Raw genomic sequence first — 25,045 nt, forward strand, 5'->3', positions numbered from 1 at the left:
AAACCAATTATTGACTATATGTTTTACTTGCAACGGGTTTATATATAGATGTACCACTTTGTAATAAAACTTATTATTTTTAAATTCTCTCACCAGAACCCGTGAGAGTTTTAAAAATAGGTTTCGGTTCTAAGTGTTTCATCTTCATTCTAAAATTCTATCTAGAAGCATATCAATATTTAGAAGAATATATGACAAATAGTAGAACTTGAAAGAATTGTGGAAATAATTGTAAAATATGACCATATAAAAAAATTTCATAGTTATTACATTATGACAAAATTTTAGACTACTTAGTTTTATAATGTTTTTGAGGAGTGAGTTTATGAAGGTATATGTAGATGTAATTCTTTTTGAAAATTTTATAATTAATCTCTTTCTAATAACGATAACATTACAAACAGTACGAATAAAGTTTTCATTTGTCAGAGCTTCCTTGGGAAGTATCTTAGGCGCCTTCTACACACTGTTATATTTTTTTCCAAGTCTAAGTGTGATGGTCTCTCTTCCAGTTAAGTTAATTATTCCTATGATTATGATTTATATAACTTTAGGAAAGGTTAATTTTTTAGTTTTAATTAAAAGCACAGGAATCTTTTTGTTATGGTCCATCCTGCTTTGTGGTTTTATTTTTGCATTTTCATTGATGAATAATCCATATGATTTGTTTTCGGCATTTACTCTTAAAAATATCTATTTAAAGTATATGCTACTAGCATTAATGATTATTTATGTTTTTGCTTATAGAACCATAATTTTTATAAGAGATAGAAAATCTTTAACAGATTTCTTTTATGAAATTGAATTCTCAGATAATTCTAAGAACTTCAGAGTTAAAGCATTTTTAGATTCGGGAAATGAGTTAACTGAACCAGCTACAACCTTGCCAGTGATATTAATAAATAAAAATTATTTGGAAGGATTTAGTAGAGAAGGTAAGGGAGCTTTAATTGTACCATACAAAGTAATAAATGGTGGAAAAGGTAGTTTGGAAGGGTTTAGAATGAATCAAATAAAATTATATAAAGATGATAAATTGATATCCACTAAAGATGCAGTCATATGTTTATGCAAGGACCAGTTCAGCCCATATGATGATTATGGTGCACTATTATCTAGAGGAGTATTATAGAGGGGTGTTATTTACATGATAAGTATTAGCGTTTTAATCAACAGAATATTAACAAAAATGAAGTTGTTTGCAAAAAATATATATTACGTTGGAGGTAATGACGCACTTCCGCCACCTTTAACAAAAGAAGAAGAAGAGAACCTAGTTCTTAAGCTTATAGGTGGTGATGATACAATAAGGAGTATACTCATTGAGAGAAATCTTAGATTGGTAGTATATATTGCAAGGAAGTTTGAGAATACTGGAGTAGGTGTAGAAGACTTAATTTCTGTGGGGACAATAGGTTTAATTAAAGCTGTTAATACCTTTAATCCAGAAAAAAAGATAAAGCTAGCTACATATGCATCTAGATGCATTGAAAATGAAATACTTATGTATTTGAGACGAAACAGTAAAGTGAAAGCAGAAATATCCTTCTATGAACCATTAAATATTGATTGGGACGGAAATGAACTTCTGCTGTCAGATATTTTAGGAACTGATAACGACATAGTTTATAATTTGATTGAAGATGAAGTAGATAAGCAATTGCTGTTCATGGCAATGAAGAATTTGAGTGAGAGAGAGAAGGAAATAGTAAAATTAAGATTTGGTTTATATGGTGCAAGAGAAAAAACTCAAAAAGAGGTAGCTGATATGCTTGGAATATCGCAGTCTTATATTTCAAGATTAGAAAAGAAAATAATTAAAAGATTGAAAAAAGAAATTAATAGAATGGTTTAAGTAGAAAAATGAAATTGTCAAGTACTTTATAAATAATTATAAATTTTTAAAATCGTATAAAAATGGCTCCCATAGGAAATAATTTTTAATGCAGTAGTATCTATTACTTATAAGGGGTTGATTACACATGATAATCAATAAAGTAGAAATATGCGGAGTCAATACCTCTAAACTTCCTGTTTTGAGGGAAAAAGAAATGAAAGCATTACTTCTTCAAATGAAGGATGGAAAGCAGGGAGCTAGAGAAATATTTATTAATGGTAATTTAAGATTGGTGTTAAGCGTTATTCAAAGATTTAATAATAGAGGCGAAAATGTAGATGATCTATTTCAAGTAGGTTGTATTGGTTTAATGAAGGCTATAGATAACTTTGATTTATCTCAGAATGTTAAATTCTCTACTTATGCAGTTCCAATGATAATAGGAGAAATAAGACGTTATCTAAGAGATAACAATGCCATAAGGGTAAGCAGGTCATTAAGAGATATTGCATATAGAGCTTTACTTGTTAGAGATAAATTAGTAAATGATAATAATAAAGAACCTACTATTTCACAGATAGCTAAAGAATTAAAAATACCAAGGGAAGAAGTTGTCTTTGCGTTAGATGCAATACAAGACCCAGTATCGTTATTTGAACCAATCTACCATGATGGAGGAGATGCAATCTACGTGATGGATCAAATATCGGATAGTAAGAATCAAGATGATAATTGGCTTGAAAATATTTCTATAAAAGAAGCTATGAAAAAATTAAATGATAGAGAAAAACTTATACTTACTCTTAGATTCTTTAATGGTAGAACACAGATGGAGGTAGCTGACGAAATTGGTATATCACAAGCTCAGGTATCAAGGCTGGAGAAGACTGCATTAAAGCATATGAGAAAGTATGTTTAGAGCTCATTTGAGCTCTATTTTTTACTGTAAATGAAAGCACGAAATTTTAAAATAGTGTGACTTTGATATTTAATTATTTTTAGAAGAAAAAGGATATCATTTTATACCATTTTCTATCATATATTTTTATATGGAGGGATGTTAGATGGAATTGAGTATGCATTCATTAAATAATCTAAGAGTCATGGAGGTAGTCGATATAAACCTAGGTGCAAAACTTGGCTATATTAGAGATTTAAAGATTGATTGTGATGAAAGTAAAATAGTATCGATATTGATACCTGTCCAGAAAAGTAACTGGTTCGGAAAAATGGACATGCTTGAAATACCTTGGGAAGATGTAGTAAAAATTGGTGTAGATGTTATATTGGTTAATAGTAAGGAAAAAACTGTATCAGATATGTAGCAAAAATAGTAATAAGTGTGTATAATAAATATATTATAGATAATCACTTATATGCTAATGAAGGATTTTGGAGTTAGCTTTAGGTTAGCTTATTCAATAAAATTAAGTTAAGGAAGTTGCATTAATGAAAGGGCGTGAATAGCTTGAGATGTCCATACTGCTCATACGAAGAAAGTAAGGTTGTTGATTCCAGGTCGACTGAGGATTATACAGCCATAAGACGAAGAAGAGAGTGCTTAAAATGTGGTAAGAGATACACTACTTATGAGAAGGTTGAAGACATACCAACTTTGGTTATAAAGAAAGATTCTACTAGAGAGAATTTTAATAAAGAGAAATTAATCAATGGGTTAATAAAAGCATGTCAAAAAAGACCAGTTTCTAGAAGACAAATAGAGGATATTGCTGATGATATTGAAAAGACTATAAGTAATAAGATGCTTACAGAAGTTAGCACTGATTACATAGGTGAAATGGTAATGGATAGATTAAAGAATATTGATGAAGTATCTTACGTAAGGTTTGCATCAGTGTATAGACAATTTAAAGACATAAATACTTTTATGGAAGAAATTAAAAATTTGATGGGATTATCAGAAGAACTACATAAAAAGTAGTTCTTTTATTTCTGTTTAGGAGAGTATAACATTACCTAGGAAATAAGATTAGTTGTTAAATCTTAGTTAAAGATAGTTAAAATAAATTTGCTTTTATTTGCTTTATGTAATGATAATGTTAAAATTATAAGTGAAAAGAGTGAGAAAATTTATTAATTTACCTAAAATGTAAAGGAAGTTAATTTATGAAAGAAAAAATGTTAAATGATTTTCAGATTTTAACCTATGAAGATCCACTAGTTGAATTAGGGGTCACAACGGCTTTAAATGATGCAAATTTTAAGTTTGATACTGAAGAAGGAAAGAATAATTTAATAAAACTTAAAGATGATTTGCAAGTTAAGAAAATTTGTTATTTAAAGCAAATCCACAGTGATAAGATCATCATAGCGAATGATGATGTTGTGTTAGATGGTCAAGTTGAAGGGGATTCACTTATTACTTCTAGTGTAGACACTATTATTGGTGTATTTACAGCGGATTGTGTTCCTGTTTTAATATGGGACAGCAATAAAAAGGTGATTGCAGCAGTACATAGTGGGTGGAAGGGTACTTTTGACAGTATTGTAAAAAAGACAATAGAAGTTATGATTAAAGATTTTAATTGTGAAAGCAGTTCTATTAAAGTTTTTATAGGACCACATATAAGGCAGTGCTGTTATGAAGTAAGTGAAGAGCTTATAGATAAGTTTAAGAAAAACAACCTGTATAAAGAAGAAGATATCAATAATGGAAGGTTTTTAAATCTTGAAAAATGTATTGAGGTGCAACTAAAGTATTTAGGTATAAATGAAGATAATATAATTAAGAGTGGTTCTTGTACTTTATGTGAAAAAAATATAAAGCTACATTCTTACAGAAAAGATGGGGAGCATTCAGGAAGAATGTTTACTTACATCTATTTTAAATAATGGAGGAACATTATGGCTGATGAAAAAATTCTTATAGTAGACGATGAAGAACATATCGTTGAACTTATGAAATTTAATTTAGAAAATGCAGGATTCAAAATAATAACAGCGTACAATGGAATTGATGCTATAAAGCTTGCTAAATCAGAGCATCCTCGTTTAGTATTGTTAGATCTTATGTTACCAGGGCTAGATGGATTTGATGTTTGCAAAGAAATAAGAAAGGATTCCTTGACTGCTAATATTCCAATCATCATGACTACTGCAAAAGGTGAAGAGCTTGATAAGATTTTGGGACTTGAGTTAGGAGCAGATGATTATATTACAAAGCCTTTCTCCATAAGAGAACTTGTGGCAAGAGTAAAGGCTGTACTTAGAAGAACTGTAAGTACTCCATCCTTTGAAAAGTCCTTGAATATTGGAAATCTTACAATTGATTTCTTAAAGCATGATGTGCTTAGGAATGGTGAAAAAGTAGAGTTAACATTAAAAGAATTTGAACTTTTAGAGACCTTGGTTCAAAATAGAGGAAAGGTTCTTACTAGAGATATGCTTTTAGACAAGATTTGGGGATACGAGTATATTGGAGAAACAAGAACTGTAGATGTTCATATAAGACATCTAAGGAAAAAAATTGAGGATGATGATAAAAATCCTAGATTCATAGAAACAATAAGAGGAATTGGATATAGATTTTCAAGCGGAGAATAATTTATGAAGAAAAAAATAATGTTTTCGGTAATTATTACAATAATATTTTCATTAGTTGTAGTAACGTCTTCTTTTATTGCAATATCTAATTATCAGTATCTAGAGAACTCTAAAGCAAACTTGAAGCATTATAATGATTTACTTGCAACTTTAATACTTGCAAATGAGCCTGACAAGATAGCTAAATTAAATCAAGTAAAAGCTCTTGACAGGGAGATAAGATTTACGTATATAAGCAAAACAGGAGTTGTAGAATTTGATACAGATAAGCGTCTGGAGGATCTTGATAACCATCTTACAAGGGTTGAGATAGCTCAAGCTATAAAAAGTGGTGAAGGATCAAGTGTACGATATAGCAAAAGCTTAAATAAAAATTTAGTATATTATGCAACTAAACTACAAGATGGCAGCATTGTGAGAACTTCAATACCCTTAGATAATGTAAAAATATTTCAAGACACTAACATTAAATACTATTTGATAACTTTGGTATTCGTATTAGTTTTATCTGTAGTTCTTTCTCTAAAGCTAACTAGATTTATAGTTGATCCCGTGAAAGAATTGGAGATTATTACAGCAAGAATAGCAAGAGGAGAATTAGATGGTAGAGTTAGAGTTAGTTCTGTTGATGAACTTGGAAGTCTAGGAATGACCTTTAATGAAATGGCAGATAAGCTTGAAGTAACTATGGATGAATTAATTGACAAACAAAATAGACTAGAAGCGATTTTAAAAAGTATGGATAGTGGAGTTATTGCAGTTGATAGAAGTCATAAGGTAATAATGATAAATCCTTATGCTGAAAAGATATTCGGCATAGACAAAGATATAATCGGAGAAACTCTTATGGATCATATAAGGGATTTTGAATTGGATAATGTTTTTGAGACTTCTGATGCATATAAAGAGATAAAAATAATCTGGCCAGAAGAAAGAGAATTAAGGATAAGAACTGCAGAAATTATCAATGGTAGAGAGCACATTGGTACTGTTGCAGTTGTTCAGGATATAACTGATATAAAGAAGCTTGAAAATATGAGATCGCAATTTGTTGCTAATGTGTCTCATGAACTTAAAACTCCACTTACATCTATAAAAGGATTCGCTGAAACTTTAAAATATGTAGATGATGAAGAAAATAGACAAAAGTTTTTAAATATAATAAATGAAGAAGCAGAGAGATTAACAAGGCTTATAAATGACATATTATCCTTATCCAATATAGAACAAAATATAGAATGTACAAGAATGAACTTTAGTGGAGATAGAATAATAGAAGATGTTTATACCTTAATGAAAATTGAAGCTGAAAAGAAGAAGATAAAACTGTCTGCGGATTTGAATAATACACTTTCATTAGTGGGGGACCCAGATAAGTTTAAACAGATGATGATAAACCTTATTGATAATGCTGTGAAGTATTCTGAAGAAGGTGACTCGGTTTTAATAACTTCAAATAATAAAAATGGTATTATAACTTATACTGTAGAAGACACAGGAATTGGTATACCTAAGAAGGACGTGGCAAGAGTATTTGAAAGATTCTATAGAGTTGATAAAGCAAGGTCAAGAGCTAAAGGTGGAACTGGCTTAGGACTTGCGATAGTTAAACATATAGTTAAAACCTTTAATGGAAATATTGATGTTCAGAGTCAACTTGGAGTAGGGACTAAATTCATCATAAAGATCAAGGGTGTAAAAGAATAAAGAAAAATCATAGAGACTAAAGGATTATGAGATAATCATAATTCTTTGGTCTTTTTTTACTGTATAGGAAATTATAAAATTTTCAAGTTAGATAAACCTAGATATTTCAATGCTTTTAGAAGCTCTTTATGGCTACACAGTAAAAAATAAAACTTATTAGCCTGCCAAATTTACCTATAGTTAACAGAGGTTCACCTAGGCTTAATATTGGTTAATCTTCGCTTAATAATTTTTATGTAAAATATACATTGGAAACGAAATTTTCAACAATAAGAGAAGATAAGCATTATAAAAATGCCTGAAGGGGAGTTATTTGGATGAAAAAAAGGAAGATATCAATAAAAATTGTAACAACAATTAGTCTTTTCCTTATAGTGTTTACGGTTATTACAAACTATTCTATTTATGCTGTTGCAAATAATAAGATAATGAACTCAAACTATAACAACATGAATATTATAACCAGCGAAATAGGGAACAGTTTTAAATCCTCGATAGCATATCAAATAGAAAACTTGAAAAGTATAGGTAAGGAAAATGTTTTAGCAGAATACTATGAAAGCAATCTAAGCGAAGAAAAACAAAAAAGTCTGAATGAAAGACTAAAAAAGGTTTCTACAAGTTATGATGAAGCAATTTTTGTGACTGATAAAAAAGGTGTAATTAAAGCAAGTTCTAATGATCAATATATGAGCTTAGATCTTTCATCAAAAGAATATTTTAAAGCTACGCAAGCAGGAAAAGAAGCAGTTGGATCTGTGGAAAGCTCAATTATAACTGGCAAGTTTATAGTGTACTTCTTAGTTCCAGTAGAAGATCAGAACGGAACAATAGTTGGGGCAGTAGGAAAGGTTCTTGATAGCAGTTATTTCTCTGAAAGATTTAATTCTTTTAAATTTCTTAATACTGGATTTGTTTTTATGGTGGATAGTTCTAATAAAATTGTATATCACCCAGATATGCACAAGATTAATAAACCTATATCCATAAAAGAGATTGCAAGCCTAATTAAAAACCCTCAATATTTGGCTAAGGCAAATAGCAATATAGAATCATATGAAGAGAATGGAAAATCAATGGTGGCTGAAACACTTACTATACCTGAACTTAAAATGATGGTTGTACTTGCTGCAAATAAGGCAGAGATTCTTGAAGCTTCTACATACATAGGAAGAGTATTGATTATATTTGGAATTGTAGAACAAATAATATTAATTCCTTTAATAATTATTATGATAAATTCAGTACTTAAACCTCTTAAAAATCTCACTAATAGTACAAGAAAAATATCTGAGGGCGATCTTACTGTTTTAAGCAATGTTAATAGTAAAGATGAATTGGGAGATTTATCAAATAACTTTGATCAGATGATTGGAAATATAAGAGTTCTAATAAATGAGATAAAAGGTTCTGCAAATGATTTACTTAATATAAATGAGTGCTTTTCAGCGGTCCAAGAAGATAATCATGAAGGTATGACTTTTATAAAGGAGTCATCCAAGGTTATGGTTGAGGAAACTAGGAATATTGATGAAGCAATAAAATGGTGTATCGAAGGTTTTGAGAGATATGAAGAAAAGTTAAACGAAATTAATATGAAATCAGAAAAGATGTACAAGCATGCAAGTTCTATTAGAACAGTTAATAGCGAAGGAATGAATTCTATATATGAATTAAGAGATATAGGAAACAATGCAGGTATAAACTTTAATGCCATAGATCAAAGTATAAAAAAACTTATAACAAACTTGAATAGCATAAATACTATAGCTCAAGGTGTAACAAATATTTCAACACAGACAAATATATTATCACTTAATGCTTCTATTGAAGCTGCTAGAGCAGGTGAGTTTGGAAAGAGTTTTTCTGTTGTAGCAGAAGAAATTGGAAAGCTCTCAAAGTCTATTGAAGGAGAAATGAAATCAATTAATAGTTTGATTAAGGTAATAAATAGCAATATTGATGAAACTTCAGAAAGTATGGAAGAACTAAATAACTTCTTTAATATGCAAACAGATGTATTAAATATAAGCGTAGACAAATTTAACACTATTATAAAGAGCACAGACAAGATTATTGGCTATATACAAGACGTTAATACCAATATAACTGGAATTAACAAGGATAAGAATGAAATGAATAAAAGATTATCAGATGTTAACACTACATTTGAGGAATTTAACAAAAGTATTGAAGAGGTTTCAGTTTCTGTTAATAAACAATGGGAAGATTCAGCGATGTTAGATGAAGTTAAAAACTCTATGAATCAAACTGTCTATAAGCTTCAGAGCTCAATTTCAAACTTTAAGGTAGAGTAAAAGATGTTCATAAAATTTATACACTTTGTTAAATAAAATTTACATTACTATATTATTACTTAACAAACAGCTAATACTTACTTAACTTAAGAATAATATAATTTATTATGTAAGGTAGATAAATAATAAAACAGTAAATAAAATTTGGAGGTTATCAAATATGAATAAAAGAAGTTTAAAATTCGGTGTAATCGCACTAGCATTAACTATGGCAACTGGAATTTTCGCAGGATGTGCTTCAAAGAGTGATGATAAAACTGCTACTGATTCAGGAAAGCAAGCAGCAGTTGCTGGATCAATAACAATATCAGGATCAACAGCTTTAAAGCCACTAATAGATAAAGCAAGTGAAGATTTTCAAGCTAAGAATAAAGATGCACAAATAAATTCACAAGGTGGAGGAAGTGGAACTGGGCTTACACAAGTTTTACAAGGTGCAGTTGAAATTGGAGATTCAGATGTTCCAGCTGCTGATAAATTAAAACCAGAAGAAGCATCACAATTAGTAGATCATCAAGTTGTTGCTTTAGGATTTGCAGTAACAGTAAGTAAGGATGTTCCAGTAACTAACTTAACTAAAGCTCAAATAGCTGATATATTCTCAGGAAAAGTTACAAACTGGAAGGCTATCGATGGAAAAACTGATTTACCTATAACTGTTGTTCACAGACCAGCTTCTTCAGGAACAAGAGCAACTTTCATGAAAACAGTTTTAGATGGTAAGAAAGATGTTGAAAATGACAAGATTGGTGTAGTACAAGATGCTAATGGTTCAGTTAAGACTGCATTAGAAAGCACAAAAGGTTCAATAAGCTACGTAGCTCTTTCATACTTACTAGACGCAGATGCTAAAAAATCATTAGTACCAGTATCAATTGAAGGCGTACAACCAACAAAAGAAAACATAACTACAGGAAAATATATATTCTGGTCATGGGAACATATGTATACAAAAGGTGAAGCTAAAGATCTTGCTAAAGCATTCATAGATTATATAACAAGTGCTGATAACAAGAAGGCAGTTGAAGATTTAGGATTTATCTCAGTTGGAGATATGAAGGTTAAATAGTTTATAAATTAGCTTTTAAGGCTGGCTTACGCCAGTCTTAAGGTGTTTGAAGATGTATTGAAAGTGCTAAGACTCCTATGAATTAACAGTAGGAAATTAGTAAATAAAGTTCGTTCTAATAAACATAATGATATATTTCAAATCGTTATATATGATGATACTCAACAATAAATATTATGAGGGAAGAGTTATGGAAAAAAGAAGTTTTTGGCAAAAATTAAAATCTGAATATATTGGCAAAGGTTTTGCAGTGTTTTGTGGACTTTTAATAGTGGTATTGACTCTATCCATTATATTTTTTATAGCGTCAAAAGGATTAAGTTTGTTCACAAAAGATAGATATTCTATATTTAAATTCTTATTTAGTACAGAATGGACACCAAATGCAGATTCACCTCAATTTGGTGCTCTAACTTTAATAGCAGGATCAACAGCAGTTGCTATAGGTTCAGTAATAGTGAGCACACCAATTGCTATATCTCTTGCAATTTTTATGAATATGATATCTACAAAGTATGGTAAAAGAGTTCTTCAGCCAGCTTTAGAACTTTTCGTTGGTATACCATCTGTTGTATATGGGTGGATTGGCTTAAGTGTACTTGTACCAATAATAAGAAATAACTTTCATGGTGACGGATCAAGTCTTTTAGCAGGTATTTTGGTGTTAAGTGTAATGATTCTTCCAACCATTGCATCACTTTCATCTGATGCCATAAGGACTATACCTAATGATTATATCGAAGCAGCTTATGGATTGGGATCAACAAGATGGCAAACCATATACAAAGTTGTTGTTCCAGCTGCAAAAAGCGGAGTTCTTACTGCGGTAGTACTTGGTCTTGCTAGAGCTTTTGGTGAAGCTCTTGCAGTTCAAATGGTTATCGGAAATACATTAAAGCTTCCAACAAATCTTCTTCAATCAACAACTACGCTTACAAGCGTACTTACAATGGATATGGCAAATACAGCTTTTGGATCTGAGTGGAATAATGCTTTATGGTCATTAGCTTTAATGCTTTTAATAATATCCTTTATATTTATAGTTATAGTTAGAAAAATAGGAAGAAGAGGTGAAGCATAATGAAGGCAAAAACTGCAGATAAAATAGCTACTTCAATACTTTATATAATCTCTGTATCAATTGTTTTGCTTTTAATATCCTTCTTAGGTTATATTTTATATAAGGGTGCCGGAATGATAAGTTTCAATTTCCTATTCGGTCAGCCTAAAAATGGAGCAGCAGGCGGTGGCATTGGACCACAGCTATTTAACTCCTTTTACATGTTAATAGTATCTCTTATAATTACCGTTCCTATTGGACTAGGTGCTGGTATTTATCTTTCAGAATATGCAGGGCAAGGAAGATTCGTTAATTTCTTAAGACTATGTATAGAGACGATGTCTTCACTTCCTTCGATTGTTGTTGGACTTTTTGGTCTTTTAGTATTTGTTACTCTCGCAGGATGGAAGTATTCTGTTTTAGCTGGTGCTTTATCAGTTAGTATATTAAACCTCCCATCTATGACAAGAGTAAGTGAAAATGCAATAAGAGAAGCGTCAAAAAAAGTAAAAGAGGCAAGTGTTGGGCTGGGGGCAACAAGATTTCAAACTATAAGAAAGATAACTCTTCCTTATGCTATGCCGCAAATACTAACCGGAATCATATTAGCAGCAGGAAGAATTTTTGGTGAAGCAGCAGCTTTCTTATATACAGCAGGCATGAGTGCACCTTTATTTAAATTTGGTAGATTTTCGCTTTTTGGTATGAGTTCTGCTGATAAGATGTCTGCATATGACGTATTCAGACCTGCAGAAACATTAGCAGTTCATATATGGAAACTTAAATCAGAAGGTTCAGTGCCAGATGCTACTCAAATTGCAAATGGTGCTTCAGCAGTTTTAATAATAATGGTGCTTTTATTTAATATAATTTCAAGATTAGTAGGTAATGCACTTTATAAGTCTTATAGTGGTAAGTAGGAGGATATAACATGTCAATAATTTCAACGAATAATTTAAATTTATATTATGGAAATAATCATGCACTTAAGGGCATAAGCCTTGATATAGAACCAAATACAGTAACTGCACTTATTGGACCTTCTGGTTGCGGTAAGTCAACTTTCTTAAGAACCTTGAATAGGATGAATGATCTTATAGATTCTGTTAGAATAGAAGGAGATGTATTCTTCGAAGGCAGAAATATTTATAATGATTTTGATGAAATTGAACTTAGAAAGAGGGTAGGAATGGTTTTCCAAAGACCAAACCCATTCCCAATGTCAATCTATGATAATATAGCCTATGGACCAAGAATTCATGGGATAAAGAATAAAGCTAAGTTAGATGAAATAATTGAGAAAAGTCTTAGAGGAGCTGCTCTATGGGATGAGGTTAAGGATAGATTAAAGAAAAGTGCTTTAGGGCTTTCAGGTGGTCAACAACAAAGACTTTGTATAGCAAGAACTCTTGCAGTAGAACCAGAAGTTCTTTTAATGGATGAACCAACTTCTGCACTTGATCCTATCTCAACGAATAAAATAGAAGAACTAATGGATACACTAAAAAAGACATATACTGTTATAATCGTAACTCATAATATGCAGCAGGCAGGAAGAATTGCGGATAATACAGCGTTTTTCTTAACAGGAGAAGTTGTAGAATACGGAAAAACAGATGATATATTCTATAAGCCAAGAGATAAGAGAACAGAAGATTATATAACAGGTAGATTCGGTTAAAATTACTTTATGAGGTGATATAAATGACAAGAACATCTTTCGATTATGGTTTACAGCTTTTACATGATGACTTAGTAAAAATGGGAAGCATTGTAGAAAAACAAATACATGGTTCAGTTGAATCTTTAGTGAATCAGGATGTGGAATTAGCTGAGAGAATAATAAAAGGCGACGATTTAGTAGATGATCTTCAAAGAGAAATTGAAGACAAGTGTATAAAGTTAATTGGTAGGGAGCAGCCTCTAGCAAAAGATTTGAGAAATATCTTTACAACTACTAAGATAGTTACAGATCTTGAAAGAATGGCTGACCATGCAGTTGATATAGCAAAGATAACAAGAAGACTTAAAGATGAAAAGTATATTAAAAAGCTAATAGATATACCAAAGATAGCCACAGTCGTACAAGAAATGATTAAGCTTTCTATAGATGCTTATATAGAAGGAGATTCTGATAAAGCTTATGAGATTTGTAAGATGGATGATGAAGTAGATGCTGTGTATAAGAAAGTATTTACTGAACTTCTAGCATATATGAACTCTCATCACGAAACAGTGACTCAAGCAAGTCAATTGTTATTCGTATGCAAATACTTAGAAAGAATAGCAGATCATGTTACTAATATATGTGAATGGACTATCTATCTAGTTACTGGAAACTTTGTTGACCTTAATGAATAATTAAGTAAGATTTATAAGTCATTAATCAAAGAGCAATGTCAAATTATTTATAATGTGTGCACTTTTTAAATGTATAAATTAGTAGCTTAATTTTAATTTATGTAGTTAACAACTTAACTATGGTGAATAGGGTATTTAATAAATATATCTTTATTAAATATAAAAATAGCTTGGAATCCTTGGGGATATTCGAGCTATTTTTTACTGTAAAGAAAAGTGTAATATTTTTATGTCGATTAAACCTATATATTTTAATGCTTTCAGAAGCTTTTTATGGCTATACAGTAAAAAATAAAATTTATGCGCCTGCCAAATTTTCCTCATATTCATTCGGAAAGGCAGATGCGCAAAAAAGTTCACTGAAGAAGAGCCCTTCAGCGACTTTTTTACTGTAAAGAAAAGTGTAATATTTTTTATATAGTATATAACTTACTATAAAAATGGACAAAATTTATAGTGAATACGATTTTTATCCTATAAATATTAGATATTTAGAGTCACATGAAACTGTGCATAAAGCGTTAATTGTTGACTACTAAGGGCTAATAGGGTATATTACATATTGAAGTATTTTTCAGGAGTGAAAAAAATGAAAAACAAAATTGCGAAGATTCTTCCTGGCGGAATAGCAGAAGAATTAGGAATTGAAGTTGGAGATTATTTAATTTCTATAAATGAAACAGAAGTAAATGACGTTATAGACTATAAGTTTTTGATGGCAGAGGAATACTTAGATGTAGAAGTAGAAAAACCAGACGGTGAAGTTTGGGTTTATGAGATAGAGAAAGAATATGATGAAGACTTAGGAGTAGAGTTTGAGGCTTCTATAATGGATAAGGCAATAAGCTGTTCCAATAAATGCATATTCTGTTTTATAGATCAATTACCTACGGGTATGAGAGATACTTTATATTTTAAAGATGATGACTCAAGACTTTCTTTTCTTCAGGGTAACTTTGTAACCTTAACAAATATGAAGGACTGTGACATAGATAGAATAATAAGATACAGAATAAGTCCTATTAATGTATCAGTACATACAACAAATCCAGATCTTAGAGTTAAGATGTTAAATAACAGATTTGCAGGTAATGTTTATGACAGGCTTAAGAGACTAGCAGAGGCTGGTATAGAAATGAATGCTCAAATAGTAGTTGTACCAGGTGTTAACAATGGAGAAGAGCTTCAAAGGACAGTTTTAGACTTATATAAGCTGCACCCTTCTATTCAAAATATAGCTGCAGTTCCAATAGGCATAACTAAACATAGAGAAGGACTTGCAAAATTAGATATTTTTGATGGTGACAGTGCAAGAAAAGAAATTGAGCTGGTAGAGAAGCTACAAGAGAAGTTCATGAAAGAAATAGGTTCACCTTTTGTGAGACTATCTGACGAGTTTTATGTTTTAAGTAATTATGACATACCTGATGAAGATTTCTATGATGGATATCATCAGATAGAAGATGGTGTAGGCGTTATAAGAATGCTTAGAAATACCATCGAAAGAGATATATCAGAACTAAAAGACGATATAAAGGGCCATTTCGCTATTGCTACAGGTGTTTCTGCCTATGATGAAGTAAAAAAAGTAGCAGATAGCATTATGAATAAAAACAATAATATAAAAATTGATGTTTATAAAGTAATAAATCATTTCTTTGGAGAAACTATTACAGTAAATGGACTTTTAACTGGTAAAGATATTATAAATCAGCTAAAAGAAAACCTTGAAGCACCATACCTTATAATGGCTGATAACATGTTCAGAAAAGGGTATGAGTTAGGTGATTCTAAGGATAAGATAATGCTTGATGATCTAAAGATAAAAGATGTTGAAGAGCAGCTAGATGTGAAAGTCATTGTATGTGATTACACTGGAGAAGACTTGATACAAATTATAAACACATATTGTGAGGAGGAATAAACATGGGAAAACCAATAGTTGCTATAGTTGGACGTCCAAATGTAGGAAAATCTACATTGTTTAATAAATTGGCAGGAAAAAGAATATCTATAGTACAGGATACACCAGGAGTTACTAGAGATAGAGTTTATGCAGAGGCTGAGTGGTTAAACTACAAATTTACTATGATAGATACAGGTGGTATTGAGCCAGAAAGTGAAGATATTATAGTAAAACAAATGAGAAGACAGGCACAAATAGCTATTGAAACTGCAGATGTTATAGTGTTTATCGTTGATGGTAAGGAAGGACTTACAGCAGCAGATAAAGAAGTTTCTCAAATGCTTAGAAAGAGTAAAAAACCTGTTGTACTTGTTGTAAATAAGATAGATAACTTAAAAGATGAAGCTAATGCTTATGAGTTCTATAATTTAGGTATAGGTGATCCTATAACAATATCAGCAACTCAAGGTCTTGCACTAGGAGATATGCTTGACAGAGTAGTAGAACACTTCAAAGAACTTGGAACTGATGACGAAGAAGATGAATATGTAAGAATAGCTATGGTTGGTAAACCAAACGTAGGTAAGTCATCACTTATCAATAAGCTTTTAGGTGAAGATAGAGTAATAGTAAGTGATGTTCCAGGTACTACTAGAGATTCTATAGATAGTTACCTTGAAACAGATGAAGGTAAGTTTATACTTATAGATACTGCTGGTCTTAGAAGAAAAAGTAAGGTTAAAGAAGAAATTGAAAAGTATAGTGTAATAAGAACTTACGCTTCAATTGAAAGAGCAGATGTAGTTATACTTATGCTTGATGCTCAAGAAGGTGTTACTGATCAAGATGAAAAAATTATAGGTTTTGCTCATGAAATGAATAAAGCTATAATGGTTATAGTAAATAAGTGGGATTTGATTGAAAAAGACGATAAGACAATGAATACTTATCTAAAAGATCTTCAATCAAACTTAAAGTTCTTATCCTACTCACCTTTCTTATTCATATCAGCATTAACTGGTCAAAGAGTACATAAGGTGCTAGAGATGGCTAAGGGCTGTTATGATAACTACTCAAAGAGAATATCAACTGGTATACTTAATGAGGTTATAAATAAAGCGGTACTTATGAAAGAACCACCAGTAGTTGGACTTAAGAGACTTAAGATATACTATGCAACTCAAGTTGCAAACAAACCACCTAAATTTATATTCTTTGTAAATGACAGCAATGCTTTACATTTTTCTTACGGAAGATATCTTGAAAATCAGCTAAGAGAAAGCTTTGATTTTAAAGGAACAGGATTAGAAATAGAGTATAGAGAAAGGAAGGAATAAAAGTATGAATAAGGTGACTTTTTTAGGAGGAGGAAGCTTTGGAACAGCTTTATCAATTCTTCTAGCCAAAAAGGGTGTAACGGTGTCTATTTGGGACAGAGATAAAGAGGTTGTTGATGAGATAAACAACAAAAGAACAAATGATAGATACATTAAGGAGTTGCACATTCCTGAAAATGTCACTGCCTATTACGATTTAGAGGAAGCACTTAAGGATACAGGATGCTTAGTGCTTGCAGTACCTTCCCATGTAATAAGAAATGCTTGCAAATCACTTAAAGGAAAACTTCCAGAGGATATAGTGGTTGTAAGTATAGCTAAAGGGATTGAGGAAGGTACTGATTTAAGATTATCAGAAGTAATAGAGCAGGAGCTTAATAATCCAATAGTAGTTTTATCTGGACCTTCTCACGCAGAAGAAGTTGCCTTACAATACCCAACTACTTTAGTTGCAAGTTCTAAAGATATGTCAGCTGCTGAAAAAGTTCAGGATTTATTTATGGCTCCTCATCTTAGAATATATACCAATGATGATCTTGTTGGTGTGGAAATAGGTGGGGCAGTGAAAAATATTATAGCTTTAGCAGCTGGAGTTTGTGATGGTATAGGTTACGGAGATAACGCTAAAGCGGCGCTTATGACTAGAGGTATGATGGAGATAAGCAAAATAGGTTTTAAACTTGGCGGAAAGATGGAAACTTTCTTCGGACTGACAGGGATGGGCGATCTTATTGTAACTTGTACAAGTATGCACTCTAGAAATAGAAGGGCTGGAATACTAATTGGTCAAGGTAAGAGCCTTGCTGAAGCAGAAAAAGAAGTAGGAATGGTTGTTGAAGGAGTTAAAGCCTGCAGAGCTTTCTACGAATTAAAAGAAAAACTTGATGTTGATATGCCAATTACTGATATTCTTCACAGAATACTTTTTGATGGGTTAAGCCCAAATGAAGCAGTTAGTGGACTTATGGAAAGAGATAAGAAATCAGAAAAATATCAGTAATTTATATTGATAATTTAAAGACTTGCATTTAACCTAGGCTACAGATAGTGATATTTGTAGGTGTAATCAGGAGGTTGAGGCAAGTCTTTTTATTTTTTGAAAGTGTTAATTTATAAATTCAATTATGCCTAGTACTATAAGTAATATTCCGGATACTAGTGGAGCGTATTTTCCCAGAAGCTTTCCTATTACATTGCTACCTAATGCTTGCCCAAACATTATAGTAACAATACTTAGTATGAAGGTTAAGACAGTTGTTAAAGGGATACTTACACCTGTTATACTAGCTGCTATGCCTGTACCTAAATTATTAAAGGTTAACCCTAGAGCAACAAGAAAAGATTCTTTGGTACTTATGTCACCAGATTTATCGGTATCAGACTTTTCTGCATACTCTACCATGTCTTTAATATCTTTTAAAGCCAAATCTTTTATATTAACATTATTTAAAAATTTTCTTATACTTTGAATGACGAAGTATACGCCTAAAAATACTATTATTATGGCACCCAATTTATTTGCTACAGAATTAGATAGGAATTTTGAAATGAATAATCCTACGAACATGGATAAAAAAGTTCCTGTAGTGGTAATACCAGCTATTACAAGATTATTAAAAAGACATATCTTAATTTTTTTTAAGCCATAAGCCATCCCAATTACTAGGTTATCTAGATTTGAAGATAGGCTAAAAAGTAGGGCGGATAGAAAAAATATCATGGATTCTCTCCTTTTTAACTATGTGTAAATTAAATATTAAAAAATGTTTTGTGAATTGTTTTACACCTTAATATATGGAACATAAATATATATTGTGAATACAGATTATAGATCTGTTAAATTTCGGATTGAAGTAGATTGAACTATATAGTTATTAATTATATAATCAAGTAAGAGGATAAATTGGTAAAAGGTTACTTGAAAGGAAGAAGATATGGAGTTTTTATATGATTTTTTATACTGTATTGTATCGGCCATTATATCATCAATTGTATTTTATATAATATTTAGTGCATTAGATGAAAGTATATTGCAAGCGTTTAAACCAATTAAAAAAATAGTAAATAAGATAAAAAAAAGGGCATTTATAAAAAGTATTAGTTTTTTAATCACAATATTTCTAGCTGTTTCAATAAAAGATTTCTTTAACTTAGGTGATGTGGGATTTGGAATCATAATAGGATTTTTTATTAGTTTGACTGATATGATTTTTAGCACTGGACTTGCAGCACCTAAAAAAGATAAGGAATTTAAGATTAGGAAGATTAAAAAATAAGTTTTAGTATAAGAGAGAATAAAATAGATTATAAGTATAAAGACCATGCATAATATATAGGAAATATTCCTTGATATGCATGGCCTTTACTTTTAAATATGGGCTAAAAGTTTTCTGTTTTTTTCTTCATTAAGCAATAGTATTAATATTTATTTATATTTCGAAGTATGTAAATGCTCAAGTTTTACTTATTCCTCGTTATCATCAAAGGTTGCAGTAGTTTTTGAAGACCAGCTTTTATCTTTATGAAACTCTGGTATTAATGAATCGCTTCCATCACCTTCAATGTCTGAAGATTCAACAGTTAAGTTTGAAGAAGTCGATAAGCCAAAGGAGCCAGTTGTTGATGGAGAAGTAAGTACTTTATCATGTTCACTTGATTTTGTTCTTTTCATAAAACCACCTCCAAGTTTAGTATGTTCATTTCGTACTTTATTATTAAAGATAAAGCTCTCACGACTTTGGATGAGAGAACTTGAAAGGGCACATATATGTAAGGAAAAGTATAATGTTTATAGTGTTATCCTTAAAATTTAAAATAAGTACATTCTTACTAAAATAAGATATAGATATACTAGTTTTAAAAAATGCATTATTTGAATTAGTTGGTATTAATTATTAAAAACACTATTAGTATGCTTTTATAATAATGGAAATGGGATATCTATATTAAGTTTTTGTAATAGAACTCTAAAAATTAGATCTATCATAAAATTAAATTAAATAACAATAATATTATCTGTAAATGAATGATTTTATGGTATATTGTGTATATAAAATATCTTTTGATGGTTGAACAATACATTTAAAATATTAACATTGGGGTGTAGGCTATGGATATAAGTTTAATGACTATTGAAGATTATGATAAAGTATATAAACTTTGGACAAATACTTCAGGTATGGGAATGAGGAGTCTTGATGATTCCCTGCAAGGAATTGATAAATTTATAAGGAGGAATCCTACAACTAATTTTATTGCAAAGCTAGAAAATGAAGTTGTAGGAGTAATATTATGTGGTCATGATGGAAGACGGGGATATATTTATCATACTGGAGTAGACTGTGAATATCGAGGTCAAGGAATTGGAAAAGCTTTAGTTAGAGCTGTTCTTGGAGCTCTAAGGAAAGAAGAAATAAATAAAGTTGCACTTGTTGCTTTTGCTTCCAATGATATAGGAAATAGATTTTGGGAATCAATTGGTTTCAAAGAAAGAGAGGATTTAGTATATAGAAATTTAAGCATTAATCACAATAATAATTAAAATAAGTATAATTATAGAGCAAAACACTCTAACCAGTATGTTTTGCTCTACTTAATAAAAAGCCTACAGCGGAAAATAAAAGATTTCTTATCTCTACTGATGCGGCTCCAACTTGGTTTACATTTAACCAATGTGCAATTATCGATGTTATAAGGCAAATTAAAGCTACTAAAATAGCTATTTGAGTTTGAATATTTATATTTTCAATATTTGAGTTTTCAGATAACTGAGATCCAAATATAAAACCAAAGATGCTTGACATCACGGATCTTATAGCAATGGCATTTGGGCTTGTTTGAGATGTATCAAGAAATACAGTCAGAACTGTTTCTATTAGTGCAATCATACCTATGGTAATAAGTGCTTTTGTAGCTAAATTGGTATTCTTATAGAATTTTAAAAATTTAGTAAATAGGCTTTTCATAGTAAGTCACCTCACTATGTATATTATGTCGAATTATATAAAGAGGTTAAAAAGATACGGTGAAATTTAGTTATATGACAATAAAAATCATCTTAAATTAATGTGATTAATGTACTACTTTGCAGGTTTAGCTGTGGAGTATAAAGCTAAAAATATTAATATTTTATATATGATTATAGTAATTAGAACTAGTCTTATTTTTCAGAAAGGGTGTAAAGATGAGGAAAGAAAAAATATTGACAATGAGATTATTAAGAGATAAGTATGGAGTTTGTAGACTAGATAAAAATGAGATTATACCTAGTTGGGCTCAAAATGGAGAGTTCTTTTCTATAACAAAAACAGCTGATGAGCTGTCTATTGTGTGCGACGAAGACAATATTCCTGATAATATAAAGTGTGAAAAAGATTGGAATATTTTAAAGATTGAAGGACCGTTAGATTTTTCTTTGATTGGTATACTTTCATCAATCAGTTCAATATTAGCAGACAAAGGAATTAGTATTTTTGCTGTTTCCACTTATGATACAGATTATATACTAATCAAGAATAAGGATATTGATAAAGCAGTGAAATCATTGATTGAAGAAAGATACGAAATATTAGGTTATTAGGATTGTAGAAATATATAAACAAAAGGAGATAAAGCAATGAGCTACATAGTTGATGTACTATTATTTGATGATTTTGAAACTTTGGATGTATTTGGACCTGTTGAAATACTTGGTAAACTTCCTGATATATTTAAGTTGAATTTCATATCTATAGATGGAGAGGTCATTGAAAGCTCTCAAAGAGTAAGAATTGAGAGTAATTTATATAAAGAAGAGAAAGACGTAGAAAGAATTTTAATTGTACCAGGTGGTAATGGAACGAGAGAAAATGTTAGTGACGAAAGTTTTATTAGCTTTATTAGAGAGCTGCATAATCGTGCTAAATATACGCTTAGTATTTGTACTGGTTCGGCTTTACTTGCAAAAGCAGGAATATTAGATAATAAAAGAGCAACTACAAATAAAAAGGCATATAAGTGGGTAACAGAGCAAGGTGAAAAAGTTCTATGGGTTGAAGAAGCAAGATGGGTACAGGACGGAAAGCTATATACTTCTTCCGGAGTATCTGCCGGTATGGATATGACTTTAGGATTTATTGAAGATATTTTGGGGAAAGCAAAGGCATTGGAGACTAGCCAAAGAATAGAGTATATTTGGAACGAGGATAGCACCTATGATCCATTTTATAAGTTATATGAGTAATTGGAAAAGTCCCTGAATATGCAAAGTCATTAAGTGGACAGCTACATGAAACTACTTTTTATTATAAAGAGTTATAAAGAGTTAATATAAACATAATATTTCTTAAAAAATTATTATTTCTATATCAGTTTAATATTAAATGTAAGGGATAGAAAAAATATATGAAAGAAGTTAAATTTGCAGTTTTTACCGATTTGCATTACGACCATATTCATGATGGACAAAGAAGGTTGAAAAATTTTATAGCTGATATACAAGAAAAAGATATAGATTTTATCGTCAACCTTGGAGATTTTTGCAAAGCTACAAAAAATAATAACTCACTGCTAGACATACTTAATAGTACTGGAAGACCATATTATAACCTCATTGGTAATCATGATTCAGATTCATGTGATAGAGAAGAAGTGCTTAGATTCTTTGGGATGAAAGATAGCTACTATTCCTTTAAGTATGGTGATATAAAATTTATTGCTTTAGATACTTGTTTCATACAGTATGATAGAGAGTATGTACCATATTGTAAAAAGAATTATGATTCTTCCGCTGGAATTTATCCTGTATTACCGGAGGAGGAGCTCAATTGGCTAAAGAAAGAGCTTAAAGAAGAATGCCCTTACTTTGTTATCCTTTCTCATCATAGTTTTGAAAATGAATTCATGAAAAGAGGAGTTCATAACCGTAATGAAGTGCAACAGTTAATCAATGATATAAATAAAACTGAAAAAAGAGTACTAATGTGTTTAAATGGGCATGATCATGCAGACTCTATAAGAAAGATTGGAGATACATATTATTTTGCAGTAAATGCAATGTCATATATTTGGTTTGGACCACAGTACGAGCATTTTACTTATTCTGAGGATATACATGAAAGATACCCGTTTATTAAGGACTTAGTACTTTATGAAGAAGGGCTATATACTATTGTAACTATATTACCAGATGGAAATATTAAGATAGATGGTATGGAAGGGTGTTTTCAGACAGTATCACCAAAAGAACTTGGTATAGAAGGTGATTGGAATGGACGCGCTATAACAGCTAGAATATCTTCATTGAATACTGATAATAACAAGTAGCTACAAGATAATATTAATAGAAAATAGACTAATAATAAAAGTGAGCATAATTGAAAGTTAAACTATATAAAAATATTAAACAATAAGGGAGAAATAGAATGAAAGTTTCATTATTACAGCCTAAAATCGAAAAAGGTAATATTAGAAATAATATTGCACACATACAAGAGTTAATTGATAAGAGTAGAGGGGAGTTATTGGTTTTACCAGAGTATGCTTTTACAGGTTCATTGGTCTCAGAAAGTAATGTTGATGTAGATAAGTGGATAATTGAAGGAGATGTAGCAAAGAAAAACTTAAAAATACCTGAAGGAAAGATATTGCTAACTAATTCTTTAGTAAGAATAAACGAAGAAGTTTATAACTGTTGTGAATTCTTACCTGAAGATAAAAAACAAATTAAGGTTTTCCCAGATTCAACAGAGGAAATGCAAGGAATAAAAGCTGGGAAAGAACATGAAACTTTTCAAATGTTTAATAAGAAATTTAAGGTGTTCATTTGTATGGATCTAAAGCATTGGAAATCTATAGAAACAAAGGATTTAGACTTTGTATTGTTTATTTATCATTTCACTAATGAGAATTATGAAAAGAGAATCATGGAGCTAAAGGAATTTGTAAGTGAGAGAAAAATGCCAGTGTTAGCTAGCAGTATAGTATCAGATAAAAATAATGGTTTTAGTACTTATATAAATGAAAGTACGATTATATCTATTCCTGAGCTAGAAGGAATATTAGAAATTGAGCTATAGAAGCTATGAAAAGTGAGATTAAACTATGAGAATAATTGATTTAACCCATACAATTTCAGAACGAATGCCAGTATATCCCGGTACAGAGGAACCTAAATTAGAAATTGCAAATACATATGATAAAAGCGGTTTTAAAGAAACCTTATTAACTATGTTCTCTCATACAGGAACTCATATGGATGCACCAGCTCATATATTTGATAAAAAAACTACTTTAGATTCATTTCCTGCTGAACAATTTGTAGGAAAAGCATTAGTAATTGATTGCAGTGATTTAAAGGAAGGTGAGAAAATCACTATTGAATATATTGAAAATGTAATAGAAAAGGCTGATGAAGCAGAGTTTATTTTGTTTAGAACAGGATGGGATGAATTTTGGGGTACAGATGCTTATTTCGGAGAGTACCCTTATATCACAGAAGAGGTTGCAGACTATCTGATACAAAGTAAGAAGAAGGGTGTGGGCTTAGATGTAATAGGTATAGACCCTATTGCAGATGAAAACTTAACCTTACACAAAAAGCTTTTTGCTGAAACTGAAATAGTTGTTATTGAAAATTTGACTAATCTAAAGAAAGTTGGTAACGACTTGTTTACTCTATGTGCACTTCCTCTAAAATATGAGAATGCTGATGGAGCGCCAATTAGAGCGATTGCAATTTTAGAAGACAAGTAATATAAAGAAGGTAAAGGGAGATCTGAAAAAGGTCTCCCTTTGATAATATATTGGAATCCAGTAATAAGTACACGTGGGTTATTATAACTTATATACCATATTATTGAAATTAATGTGCTTATTATGTATAATAAGTTGAAGTGCAGGTATAGAGA

At 30.7% G+C, this 25,045-nt stretch carries 27 protein-coding genes; 24 read left to right on the plus strand and 3 right to left on the minus strand.

The window, feature by feature from the left end:
• Positions 1-325 precede the first annotated feature (325 nt).
• The 17 genes from bsdtw1_RS06645 to bsdtw1_RS06725 all read left to right on the plus strand — a co-directional run bounded on the left by bsdtw1_RS06645 (position 326) and on the right by bsdtw1_RS06725 (position 18,159).
• The gene (locus bsdtw1_RS06645) at positions 326-1,132 is read left to right on the plus strand and encodes a sigma-E processing peptidase SpoIIGA (protein WP_183276814.1); all 807 of its coding nucleotides are present in this window, start codon (positions 326-328) and stop codon (positions 1,130-1,132) included.
• A gap of 15 nt (positions 1,133-1,147) precedes the next feature.
• On the plus strand, positions 1,148-1,855 hold the full coding sequence (sigE, locus tag bsdtw1_RS06650) for an RNA polymerase sporulation sigma factor SigE (protein ID WP_183276815.1): 708 nt from the start codon (positions 1,148-1,150) through the stop codon (positions 1,853-1,855).
• Between the two features lie 127 nt (positions 1,856-1,982).
• Positions 1,983-2,756 carry an RNA polymerase sporulation sigma factor SigG gene (sigG, locus tag bsdtw1_RS06655; RefSeq protein ID WP_183276816.1) on the plus strand — a complete coding sequence of 258 codons (774 nt, stop codon included), beginning with the start codon at positions 1,983-1,985 and terminating at the stop codon, positions 2,754-2,756.
• Positions 2,757-2,901: 145 nt separating this feature from the next.
• A complete protein-coding gene (locus bsdtw1_RS06660) occupies positions 2,902-3,162 on the plus strand; it encodes a YlmC/YmxH family sporulation protein (RefSeq protein ID WP_183276817.1) in 261 nt (86 codons plus the stop codon).
• Between the two features lie 143 nt (positions 3,163-3,305).
• Positions 3,306-3,779 carry a transcriptional regulator NrdR gene (gene nrdR / locus bsdtw1_RS06665; RefSeq protein WP_128216053.1) on the plus strand — a complete coding sequence of 158 codons (474 nt, stop codon included), beginning with the start codon at positions 3,306-3,308 and terminating at the stop codon, positions 3,777-3,779.
• A gap of 185 nt (positions 3,780-3,964) precedes the next feature.
• Entirely contained in the window at positions 3,965-4,690 is a 726-nt protein-coding gene (gene pgeF / locus bsdtw1_RS06670) for a peptidoglycan editing factor PgeF (RefSeq protein WP_183276818.1), read from the plus strand.
• 12 nt (positions 4,691-4,702) lie between these two features.
• Positions 4,703-5,401 (plus strand): winged helix-turn-helix domain-containing protein, encoded by a 699-nt coding sequence (locus tag bsdtw1_RS06675; RefSeq protein ID WP_183276819.1) that lies wholly within the window; start codon positions 4,703-4,705, stop codon positions 5,399-5,401.
• Between the two features lie 3 nt (positions 5,402-5,404).
• The gene (gene pnpS / locus bsdtw1_RS06680; protein ID WP_183276820.1) at positions 5,405-7,108 is read left to right on the plus strand and encodes a two-component system histidine kinase PnpS; all 1,704 of its coding nucleotides are present in this window, start codon (positions 5,405-5,407) and stop codon (positions 7,106-7,108) included.
• A 317-nt stretch (positions 7,109-7,425) separates the two neighbouring features.
• On the plus strand, positions 7,426-9,426 hold the full coding sequence (locus bsdtw1_RS06685) for a methyl-accepting chemotaxis protein (RefSeq protein ID WP_183276821.1): 2,001 nt from the start codon (positions 7,426-7,428) through the stop codon (positions 9,424-9,426).
• Positions 9,427-9,586: 160 nt separating this feature from the next.
• A complete protein-coding gene (locus bsdtw1_RS06690; RefSeq protein ID WP_183276822.1) occupies positions 9,587-10,495 on the plus strand; it encodes a phosphate ABC transporter substrate-binding protein in 909 nt (302 codons plus the stop codon).
• A 190-nt stretch (positions 10,496-10,685) separates the two neighbouring features.
• Positions 10,686-11,576 (plus strand): phosphate ABC transporter permease subunit PstC, encoded by an 891-nt coding sequence (pstC, locus tag bsdtw1_RS06695; protein WP_183276823.1) that lies wholly within the window; start codon positions 10,686-10,688, stop codon positions 11,574-11,576.
• Positions 11,576-12,475, plus strand: coding sequence for a phosphate ABC transporter permease PstA (pstA, locus tag bsdtw1_RS06700; protein ID WP_183276824.1), 900 nt, complete (start codon positions 11,576-11,578; stop codon positions 12,473-12,475). The genes pstC and pstA overlap by 1 nt, the downstream gene beginning before the upstream one ends.
• A gap of 11 nt (positions 12,476-12,486) precedes the next feature.
• Positions 12,487-13,236, plus strand: coding sequence for a phosphate ABC transporter ATP-binding protein PstB (gene pstB, locus bsdtw1_RS06705; protein ID WP_183276825.1), 750 nt, complete (start codon positions 12,487-12,489; stop codon positions 13,234-13,236).
• 23 nt (positions 13,237-13,259) lie between these two features.
• A complete protein-coding gene (gene phoU / locus bsdtw1_RS06710) occupies positions 13,260-13,916 on the plus strand; it encodes a phosphate signaling complex protein PhoU (RefSeq protein WP_183276826.1) in 657 nt (218 codons plus the stop codon).
• 589 nt (positions 13,917-14,505) lie between these two features.
• Positions 14,506-15,840, plus strand: coding sequence for a DUF512 domain-containing protein (locus bsdtw1_RS06715; RefSeq protein ID WP_183276827.1), 1,335 nt, complete (start codon positions 14,506-14,508; stop codon positions 15,838-15,840).
• A 2-nt stretch (positions 15,841-15,842) separates the two neighbouring features.
• Entirely contained in the window at positions 15,843-17,159 is a 1,317-nt protein-coding gene (gene der, locus bsdtw1_RS06720; protein WP_183276828.1) for a ribosome biogenesis GTPase Der, read from the plus strand.
• Between the two features lie 4 nt (positions 17,160-17,163).
• Positions 17,164-18,159: an NAD(P)H-dependent glycerol-3-phosphate dehydrogenase gene (locus bsdtw1_RS06725; RefSeq protein ID WP_183276829.1), complete on the plus strand. Its 996-nt coding sequence runs from the start codon at positions 17,164-17,166 to the stop codon at positions 18,157-18,159.
• Positions 18,160-18,264: 105 nt separating this feature from the next.
• On the opposite strand, the gene ytaF is transcribed toward bsdtw1_RS06725, so the two are convergent.
• Positions 18,265-18,879: a sporulation membrane protein YtaF gene (gene ytaF / locus bsdtw1_RS06730; protein ID WP_183276830.1), complete on the minus strand. Its 615-nt coding sequence runs from the start codon at positions 18,877-18,879 to the stop codon at positions 18,265-18,267.
• Between the two features lie 214 nt (positions 18,880-19,093).
• On the opposite strand from ytaF, the gene bsdtw1_RS06735 reads away from it, so the two are divergent.
• Positions 19,094-19,435 (plus strand): hypothetical protein, encoded by a 342-nt coding sequence (locus tag bsdtw1_RS06735; protein ID WP_183276831.1) that lies wholly within the window; start codon positions 19,094-19,096, stop codon positions 19,433-19,435.
• Positions 19,436-19,623: 188 nt separating this feature from the next.
• Here bsdtw1_RS06735 and bsdtw1_RS06740 read toward each other — a convergent pair whose 3' ends face one another.
• Positions 19,624-19,830, minus strand: a complete 207-nt coding sequence (locus tag bsdtw1_RS06740; protein WP_183276832.1) for a hypothetical protein — start codon at positions 19,828-19,830, stop codon at positions 19,624-19,626.
• A 438-nt stretch (positions 19,831-20,268) separates the two neighbouring features.
• Between bsdtw1_RS06740 and bsdtw1_RS06745 the strand changes: the two genes are divergently transcribed.
• Positions 20,269-20,700, plus strand: a complete 432-nt coding sequence (locus bsdtw1_RS06745; RefSeq protein ID WP_183276833.1) for a GNAT family N-acetyltransferase — start codon at positions 20,269-20,271, stop codon at positions 20,698-20,700.
• A 28-nt stretch (positions 20,701-20,728) separates the two neighbouring features.
• Here the strand turns inward: bsdtw1_RS06745 and bsdtw1_RS06750 are convergent, their stop codons facing one another.
• Positions 20,729-21,124, minus strand: a complete 396-nt coding sequence (locus tag bsdtw1_RS06750; RefSeq protein ID WP_183276834.1) for a hypothetical protein — start codon at positions 21,122-21,124, stop codon at positions 20,729-20,731.
• Positions 21,125-21,342: 218 nt separating this feature from the next.
• Here bsdtw1_RS06750 and bsdtw1_RS06755 point away from each other — a divergent pair, with 218 nt between their 5' ends.
• The 5 genes from bsdtw1_RS06755 to bsdtw1_RS06775 all read left to right on the plus strand — a co-directional run bounded on the left by bsdtw1_RS06755 (position 21,343) and on the right by bsdtw1_RS06775 (position 24,890).
• Positions 21,343-21,738 carry an ACT domain-containing protein gene (locus bsdtw1_RS06755; protein WP_183276835.1) on the plus strand — a complete coding sequence of 132 codons (396 nt, stop codon included), beginning with the start codon at positions 21,343-21,345 and terminating at the stop codon, positions 21,736-21,738.
• Positions 21,739-21,774: 36 nt separating this feature from the next.
• A complete protein-coding gene (locus tag bsdtw1_RS06760) occupies positions 21,775-22,380 on the plus strand; it encodes a DJ-1/PfpI family protein (protein ID WP_183276836.1) in 606 nt (201 codons plus the stop codon).
• A gap of 161 nt (positions 22,381-22,541) precedes the next feature.
• Positions 22,542-23,462: a metallophosphoesterase family protein gene (locus bsdtw1_RS06765; RefSeq protein WP_183276837.1), complete on the plus strand. Its 921-nt coding sequence runs from the start codon at positions 22,542-22,544 to the stop codon at positions 23,460-23,462.
• A gap of 98 nt (positions 23,463-23,560) precedes the next feature.
• The gene (locus bsdtw1_RS06770) at positions 23,561-24,214 is read left to right on the plus strand and encodes a carbon-nitrogen hydrolase family protein (RefSeq protein WP_183276838.1); all 654 of its coding nucleotides are present in this window, start codon (positions 23,561-23,563) and stop codon (positions 24,212-24,214) included.
• A gap of 25 nt (positions 24,215-24,239) precedes the next feature.
• On the plus strand, positions 24,240-24,890 hold the full coding sequence (locus bsdtw1_RS06775) for a cyclase family protein (RefSeq protein ID WP_183276839.1): 651 nt from the start codon (positions 24,240-24,242) through the stop codon (positions 24,888-24,890).
• Positions 24,891-25,045: the final 155 nt, after the last annotated feature.

Origin of the sequence: Clostridium fungisolvens, assembly GCF_014193895.1 — a bacterium.
GTDB classification, from domain to species: Bacteria; Bacillota; Clostridia; order Clostridiales; family Clostridiaceae; genus Clostridium_AR; species Clostridium_AR fungisolvens.